This window comes from Mesorhizobium sp. M1334, assembly GCF_040317995.1.
Lineage (GTDB): Bacteria > Pseudomonadota > Alphaproteobacteria > Rhizobiales > Rhizobiaceae > Mesorhizobium.
Window position 1 is genome coordinate 1 of sequence record NZ_JAMYLM010000060.1, and the last position, 7,443, is coordinate 7,443.

Sequence of the window (7,443 nt, forward strand, 5' to 3'; positions counted from 1 at the left end):
TGGATCCGATCGGCGAACTCCCATACGGGCCGGCGGCAAATGGAAGGCCGCATCAGAGGCCGGACAGATGTCAGCACCCGACTACGCGCCGCTATACTGCCTTCGAAGATTCTTCTTGCGCTCACGGGGGCGTCCACAGATGTGCTGAGAGTTCTGCCAATTCGCTCAGAGGGAGGCGGTCATGGCAGGCTGGTGATACTCAACGTCACCGATTCCGTGGAAGGAACGCCACCATGACCAAGACTGAAGTAAGACCGCCAGCGCTGCCGTCAAAGACATTTTGCTTTTTGGACCCGGATGGGCTGCACGGAGTGATCCGTGCGGTGGTGCAGGAGGTTCTCGAGGCGGAGAAGGATGAGGCGCTGGGCGCTTCGAAGGGCGAGCGGACGCCGGAGCGGCTGGGCTATCGCTCGGGCTATTACGGCCGCACCTTTGTCATGCGGGTGGGCAAGCTTGAGCTGCGGGTTCCGCAGGACCGGGCCGGCCGCTTTTACACCGAGCTGTTCGAGCGCTACCAGCGCTCCGAGCGGGCCTTGGTTGCCACGCTTGCGGAGATGTATGTGCAAGAGGCGTCGACCAGGAAGGTCAGGGCGATCACCGAAAGCTTTGTGGTCATGGCTTCTCGGCCTCGTCGATTTCGGCCATCAACAAACGCCTGAACGAGAGCCTGAAGGCGTTTGCCGAGCGCCCGCTTCACGAGCCCTTCCCCTACCTCATCGCTCGATGCCTGCTACGAGAAGGGTGCGCGAGGCCGACATCGTCACGGGCTAGGCGGTGCTGATCGCGGTCGGCATCGACTGGGACGACCGGCGCCAGATCCTGGCCGTGGGGATGGCCAATCGCGAGAGCCGCTCGGCCTGGAAGGACTTCCTCGTGGCGCTCAAGGCGCGCGGCCTTAAGGGCGTCGAGCTGGTCGTCTCCGACGATCATGCCGGCCTGTTCGCGGCGATCGGCGAGGTGGCAGCGCTGCTACGCAGGGCTGGGTACGGTACATCGCCCGGCAATCTGCCCTTTATTATCATCTTTGTGATAATATATTTACAAACTTTTGCGCGAAGACTCCCCCAAAAGGTTTAGATCACGTCGGCGGTTCGGCAATCCGGAGCGTTCTGTGTTGTCTACCTCTAGCGAGGCATGCGAAGTTCGATGCGAGATTTTCCAAGAAGAGGTCCTGGGCAGGGGAAGCCTCCACCGCTTATGAAGTTGAAGGTTGGGCATATCTGGGACGTTGAAGGTGCCAGTCTTTAACATAGCGCAGGCGACTGACAAGGCGGTCTACGACAGATCGGAGGGCGTTGCCGTGGTTGTAACCTCGGGTACGCAGAGCGGTATACTACGCGCGGCTTTTGAGGTCGTGCTGAATGGCGGTGCGCGCCCATGGTACCTGGCGTTTGCGAGTCGATTGTGGCTGCTTGCCCCCGGGCGACGACGCAACTCTTGCCCGAGCGTTTCGTGTCAGGCGCTCATATCAAACTGCGCAAGGGATCGTACCCGATGACAGCTGCAGGGCATCCAAGTCTTCTGCGAGCGGCGCGGGGCGGACGAAGCTGACCGCTGCCGCCAAGTATGCGAGAATGTCCCGTTACGCTGCTTCGTCTCTCCCGGCTCTGTGTCCACGGTCGTGAGGCGCGCGATCCGTGTTTCGAGTTGGCGGTGGGCGTGCGAGAGTTGGAGCGGCCGCAAAAGCGATCCGTCTGTTGGAGTTCCCAGAAGCCAGGCACCGATCGCTATTAATAATAGGACAGAAAACAATGCTCCAGTGCCATTCGCAACAGGTACAGATCAACCTCGATAATCTCGCCTGGAACTTCAACGAGTTCCGAGCTCTTTGCCCTGGGGCGGGAGTTGCGGCTGTAGTTAAGGCGGATGCCTATGGAGCAGGACTCGCGGCCGTCACTCGCCGATTGGCATCAGAGGGCTGCGCAAGCTTTTTCGTGGCGCATCTCCAAGAAGGGGCTCAGCTCCGCGAGCAAAATGATGGCGGTGAGATATACGTCCTAAATGGACTCCTTCCTGGTACTGAGTCCGCCCACAAGACGCTCAATCTTAAGCCGGTACTCACTTCGGAGTCCCAGGTTCGGCTTTGGATCGACTTCTGCGAACGCGAAAGCTGGACTGGCGGAGCCGCCCTGCATGTCGACACCGGGATCAATCGACTCGGGTTCCACATGGAGGAGTTGGGTACTCTGACACATATGATCGAAGGTCGCCTACACTATTTCGACCTGATCATGAGCCACTTGGCCTGTGCCGACGATCCTTCCGACCCTCGCAACAGAGAGCAGGTTGATACCTTTTGGCAGGTCCGAAAGGAGTTCGGATCGCTCCGGCGGGCCTCGCTAGCCGGCTCAGCAGGGTGCTTCCTCGGTCGCAGGGCCCATTTTGAGATGGTTCGTCCGGGTATAGGTCTCTACGGCGGTAATCCGTTCGTAAGCCGCAGCAACCCGTTTCGACAAGTTGTCTCTATGCATGCGCGGCTCCTCCAGGTGAAGAGACTTCGTCACGGAGATTACGTTGGGTATGGAAGGGCTCACAGGCTAGAGAGGGACAGCCTTATCGGAGTCATTTCTTTGGGCTATGTGGACGGCTATCCGCGCTACACACGTCCTGCGGCTAATCGGGATCGGATTCGGGTCTATTATAAAGGCCGAGCGGCTGGCGTCATAGGCCGGGTTTCCATGGACACCTCGATTATTGATCTTAGTGCGGCGGCAGATTTAAAGCCATCGCTCGGCGATTTGGTCGAGGTCTGTGGGCCATCGCAATCGGTTGATGAGCTCGCCAAATCAATAGGTTGCATACCTAACGAAGTCATGACGGCGCTTGGCTCAAGATCGGTTCGATCGTACATCGGGGGTAGGGATCTCTCGGGGTTGCACCGTTAGCCGGCCGCCTGGAAGGCAAATTGTAGCGTGCCCGTACGCGTGATTCGACTGTTGTGGCGAAGCTGCGAGGGAGCGAGCGATGCGGCCGAAGGAACGGCACGAAAGCGGACAGACCGACCTGTTGCGATCCCGGCTCGACCAGATCCTCAACATGGATCATGCGCTGGTGAAAACTGGCCCGGTCGATCGACTGGCGCATGGCTGCCGACAGCATCGCACGCAACATCGGCGTTTGAGTCTTCCCGGCTGCGCGATCCGGCCAGACTCTCGCGCCGGATCTGGGCTGCAACGGTAACGCAAGCGGCATTTTCTGGTTCAACTCCTCGACGAGCCAGACAAGACAGCCTTCAAGTCTCTCTCGATGACAAACGCTCATTGTAAACACTGCATCGACCTGCCGTCCTTACGATGGACCCTCAGCGTGCTGTCTAGGGGTGCCAATCGGGTCAAGCACCGGAGATACCAAAAACATAGTAAGCGCTATTTTCGCTGCACGTTGACGCGGGGGCTTTCGACGGATGGCCTTCGAATCGGGAACGGTATCTGGTCTGATCAGGCTGCTGTTACTTTGGCGAAGTTGAAGGGCAGCAGATCCTCGATGGCTGCGTTCTCGGGGCGCTGAGGTAGTTCAGTGAGGACGTGGCGCAGCCACGCTAACGGCTCGACGCCACAGGCGCGGCAGGTCAACATCAGGCTGTAGATGACGGCGCTGGCCCTGGCTCCGTCGACGGTATCGCTGAACAGCCAACTTTTCCGGCCAGTGGCAAAGATTCTGATGTCACGCTCGAGAAGATTGTTGTCGATCGGCATGCTGCCGTCCTCGGTGTAACGAGTCAGATATCCCCATTGGTTCAGGGTGTAGGAGACGGCGTCGCCGAGCTTGCTGTCCGGCAAGACTTTTGGGGCGATGTCGTCGAGCCATGCCTTGAGAGCCTGGAGGATGGGGACACTATGTTGCTGGCGGAAGCGGCGAATGCAATCATCCCGCGTTTCGCCGTCATCGGGGATTTCGTTCCGCGCCTGCCTTTCAACCCGATAGAGCTGTTCGAAGAACCGGAGCGCCTGTTCCGGCGGGCCGCCGCCTTTCTTCCTCGCCCTTAGGGCATCGACGAAGCGCCGCCTCGAATGGGCCATGCAGCCAAGATGCGTTGCCCCTTCCAGCGTGCGCCAGGCGGAATAGCCATCACTCATCACGATGCCGCGGTAATCGCCCAAGAAGGTCTGCGGGTGTATCTGGCCGCGACCCGGCTGATAATCGAGCAGCACGATCGGCTCGTCACTGTCGTGGCCGCTCCGGTATGCCCACATGTACGAGGTGCTGGTGGCCTCTCTGTCCATTTCCTTCAGCACCTGGACCGTGGTCTCGTCGCCATGGATGAGGGGCTGCGATCTGAGCCGCAGCTTCAGCACGTCATAGATGCGGGCGAGATGCTTTTCGCTCGAGCCGATCACCCACTGACCCAGAGCGCCACGGCTGACAGGAACGCCCGCGCGCTCGAAGGCCTGCGCCAGGCGGTAGAGCGGTGTGCCGTCGACGTATTTGTGAACGAGCGCGAAGGCCAGCGTCGAAGCCGTGGCGATGCTGCCCGGCAAGGGTTGCGCGGGCATCGGCCCGGTCACGACCGGCGTGTTGATGCCGGTACGGTCGCAATGACGGCAGATCCCATGGGGAGTGGATCGTGGCCCGCACTCTGGCAGAGTGGGCCATCGCAACTCGCTCTTTGGAGGCCCTTTCATGCATTTTTCGACCACCGATCAATCCGAGCTACAAGCCGCTGTCCGCGTGGATCTTGGCGCAATCTTCGTCTCGCTGCAGCTGTCCAGATCGACCTGGCTAGTCACCTCGATTGTACCGGGCAGCGAGAAGATGTCACGCCACATGGTCGCCGGCGGTGACAGTGCCGGGCTGCTCGTCTGCCTCACCGGGCTGCGCAGCAAGGCCGAGGCGCGCACGGGCACGCTTTATCCGTTGGTGGTGATCCAGGAGGCGGGGCTGGACGGCTTCTGGATCGACCGGGTGCTGAACCGCGAGGACTGGATCGAAAGTCACATCGTCGATACGGCATCGATCGCGGTGTCGCGCCGCCACCGTCGCGCCAAGACGGATCGGCTTGATGGCGAGGCGCTGATCCGCGCCCTGCTGGCCGTCAAGCGGGGTGAGCCGCGCGTCTGCTCGATGGTCCGGGTGCCGACGCCCGAGAATGAGGATCGCCGCCGGACCAACCGCGAGCGCAAGGTGCTGGTCGCCGAACGGGTCGAGCACGTCAACCGCATCAAAGGCCTGCTCTTCAGCCAGGGCATCCGCGACTACGAGCCTTTGCGCCGCGACCGCCGCGATCGCCTGGAAGAACTGCGGACCGGCGATGGCCGCGCCCTGCCGGCCCGCATGAAGGCCCAGATCGGCCGCGAACTTGACCGTCTCGAATTGCTGCTCGGCCAGATCAAGGCGGTGGAGGCCGAGCGCGACGCGCTGCTCGCCGCGATGGCGGTGGACGCCTCGACGCCGGCGGCGATGTTGCTCAAGCTGAAGGGCATCGGGCCGGAATTCGCGACGATCCTCCACGCCGAAGGGCTGTTCCGGCATTTCAACAACCGCAGGCAGGTGGCCGCCTACGCGGGACTGGCACCTTCCCCATGGAAGAGCGGCACGATCGATCACGAACAAGGCGTGTCGAAGGCAGGCAATCCGCGGCTGCGAACGACGATGGTCGAGCTTGCCTGGCTGTGGCTGCGCCATCAGCCGGCCTCGGGCCTGGCCCGCTGGTTCAGCGAACGGGTGGCGCGCAACGGCGGCCGCCTCAAGAAGGCGATGATCGTCGCGCTCGCCCGCAAGCTGCTGGTGGCGCTGTGGAAATACGCGACCGCCGGCGTCATCATCCAGGGAGCGCTCATGAAAACCGCATGACCGCTTCCACCACCCTTTTCCTCCATTCCGCAAAGGCCTGATCAGCCTTTCGGATCCAGGTGGGCGAACCGAAAATATGCATGGCCTCAACAGCCGATCGGCAGAATGGTTTCGTCTTCCTGAGCCTGCGCCCGCCGCAAGCGGGATATTGGTGCTGCCGCCAGGAGCGGCGACCGCATGTGAGGTGGATGAGGCCCGGCGACCGGGCCGCGTCACGTGATCGGGCTCAGACCTTGGACCGAAACTGCGAAGGAGGAAAATCACACTTGACCATGTAATCCTATTTGAACCGCACATTCTGCAGGACCTTCGCCTTCACCTCGATATGAAGTTGCTCGGTAACGGCCTCGCCCATGCGATGCATCTGGTGACGGCAGCAAGGACAAGCCTTCTGATCGTCGGGAAGGTCATACTCGACGCGCTCGCGCGGCAGGTTTTCCGGCAAGGCCTTGCGGCCGCCGTCGCCCCTTCGCTCGCCGGCAAGCCCGTGTCCGGCAGGACAACGACGCCGCCATCTTCGTTGTCGGCGGCGTCCTCATCCGCGGCCTGTTCGGCTTCATTGAAGAGGCGGTCAATGTGCTTTTCACTGCGCGGCGCAAAACGATGCAGTCGTGCAAGCGCCAGCTCTTCTTCGAGTTTGACGACGCGTTCGGTGAGTTGACGGTTCTGCGCCTGCAGCGCAGCAATACGCGCCATCAACGCTTCAACAGTCGGTTCGCCGGGTCGATTCATCAGATTCTTGAATCGAAAGCATGCCGCCGCGTCAACCGCTCAATTCGAGAGCCCTCAACCCGCAACCTGATATTGCCGCACCGGATGGCGGACCATCGCATCGATGTCGATGCCATCGAGGATCCAGTGCAATTGCTCGGTCGTAAGCGTGACCACCGCTGCCTCCCGGCGCGGCCACCGGAACTTGTCCTCGGTCAGCCGCTTCAGGACCAGCACAAAGCCCGACCGATCGAAGAACAGGAGCTTCATCCGGTCGCGACGGCGATTGCAGAACGCAAAAACCGCCGGAGCAAACGGATCGAGCGCCATCGTCTCTTGGACCAGAACCGCAAGGCTGTTGATGCCGGCCCGGAAGTCGATTGGCTCGCGGTGCAGGTGACTTTCAGGTCAGCGCCCAGTCTGAACATGACCCAGTGCTCCGATGGTCGCCGTCAACGCATCCACATCACCGCATTCCAGCGTCAACTTCACGCCGTTCGGCAGCGACGCGCTCACCTTGGCTAGAGAGGAAAAAGGCGCTGTCCTTTTCGATGCCGACCTACGTGCCCCATCGCAAGTCCCCGGCAAATCCACCGCAGCCATGCTGCTCTGTCGCAGCAAGGCCCGATCGGAAGTGCTTTCAATCTGAACCGGGATGAACGCCGATGGTGGGGGCTGTGGGAGGGACTGGGTCTCCGCCCGCTTCTTTATCCACTTCCGAAGAAGGTTCGCATTGACCCCATGTTCGAGCGCAAGCCTCGATACCGACACGCCAGGCTCAAGACAGGCCGAGACAAGACGGTCCTTCGATGCCGGGTCGTATCGGCGTCGCCCGTCCCGACCGACAAGCCTCACCCGCAGTTTCTGCTCATCTTCTTCCATCACAAGGTGTCCACCTATTTTGGTGGACACCTTGTATGGGGATTTCGTTGTCAAGGGGCC

Annotated in this window: 5 protein-coding genes and 3 pseudogenes; 4 read left to right on the forward strand and 4 right to left on the reverse strand. The window is 61.1% G+C overall.

The genetic code is table 11. From position 1 onward, the window contains the following. Positions 1-233: 233 nt before the first annotated feature. From NKH17_RS33085 to NKH17_RS33095, 3 genes and pseudogenes are all read left to right on the forward strand, one after another. Positions 234-960, forward strand: a pseudogene (locus tag NKH17_RS33085) (IS256 family transposase); the annotation flags it as partial. A 791-nt stretch (positions 961-1,751) separates the two neighbouring features. Further along, positions 1,752-2,885, forward strand: coding sequence for an alanine racemase (gene alr, locus NKH17_RS33090; RefSeq protein ID WP_352973513.1), 1,134 nt, complete (start codon positions 1,752-1,754; stop codon positions 2,883-2,885). Between the two features lie 79 nt (positions 2,886-2,964). Next, complete coding sequence (locus NKH17_RS33095) at positions 2,965-3,180, forward strand: hypothetical protein (RefSeq protein WP_352973517.1); 216 nt, start codon at positions 2,965-2,967, stop codon at positions 3,178-3,180. A 257-nt stretch (positions 3,181-3,437) separates the two neighbouring features. On the opposite strand, the pseudogene tnpC reads toward NKH17_RS33095, so the two are convergent. Further along, a pseudogene (gene tnpC, locus NKH17_RS33100) lies at positions 3,438-4,544 on the reverse strand (IS66 family transposase); the annotation flags it as partial. A 76-nt stretch (positions 4,545-4,620) separates the two neighbouring features. On the opposite strand from tnpC, the gene NKH17_RS33105 reads away from it, so the two are divergent. Continuing rightward, complete coding sequence (locus tag NKH17_RS33105; RefSeq protein ID WP_502910658.1) at positions 4,621-5,790, forward strand: IS110 family RNA-guided transposase; 1,170 nt, start codon at positions 4,621-4,623, stop codon at positions 5,788-5,790. Positions 5,791-6,073: 283 nt separating this feature from the next. On the opposite strand, the pseudogene NKH17_RS33110 reads toward NKH17_RS33105, so the two are convergent. From NKH17_RS33110 to tnpA, 3 genes and pseudogenes are all read right to left on the reverse strand, one after another. Then, positions 6,074-6,522 (reverse strand): annotated as a pseudogene (locus NKH17_RS33110) (IS66 family transposase); the annotation flags it as partial. A gap of 54 nt (positions 6,523-6,576) precedes the next feature. Next, on the reverse strand, positions 6,577-6,897 hold the full coding sequence (tnpB, locus tag NKH17_RS33115; protein WP_352903212.1) for an IS66 family insertion sequence element accessory protein TnpB: 321 nt from the start codon (positions 6,895-6,897) through the stop codon (positions 6,577-6,579). Positions 6,898-6,909: 12 nt separating this feature from the next. Continuing rightward, a complete protein-coding gene (gene tnpA / locus NKH17_RS33120) occupies positions 6,910-7,383 on the reverse strand; it encodes an IS66-like element accessory protein TnpA (protein WP_352973516.1) in 474 nt (157 codons plus the stop codon). Between the last annotated feature and the right edge of the window lie 60 nt (positions 7,384-7,443).

Excerpts from the sequence above, each read along its gene's own strand:
- alr (WP_352973513.1), top strand. The coding sequence starts at position 1,752 with ATGCTCCAGTGCCATTCGCAACAGGTACAGATCAACCTCGATAATCTC.
- NKH17_RS33095 (WP_352973517.1), top strand. The coding sequence starts at position 2,965 with ATGCGGCCGAAGGAACGGCACGAAAGCGGACAGACCGACCTGTTGCGA.
- NKH17_RS33105 (WP_502910658.1), top strand. The coding sequence starts at position 4,621 with ATGCATTTTTCGACCACCGATCAATCCGAGCTACAAGCCGCTGTCCGC.
- tnpA (WP_352973516.1), bottom strand. The coding sequence starts at position 7,383 with ATGGAAGAAGATGAGCAGAAACTGCGGGTGAGGCTTGTCGGTCGGGAC.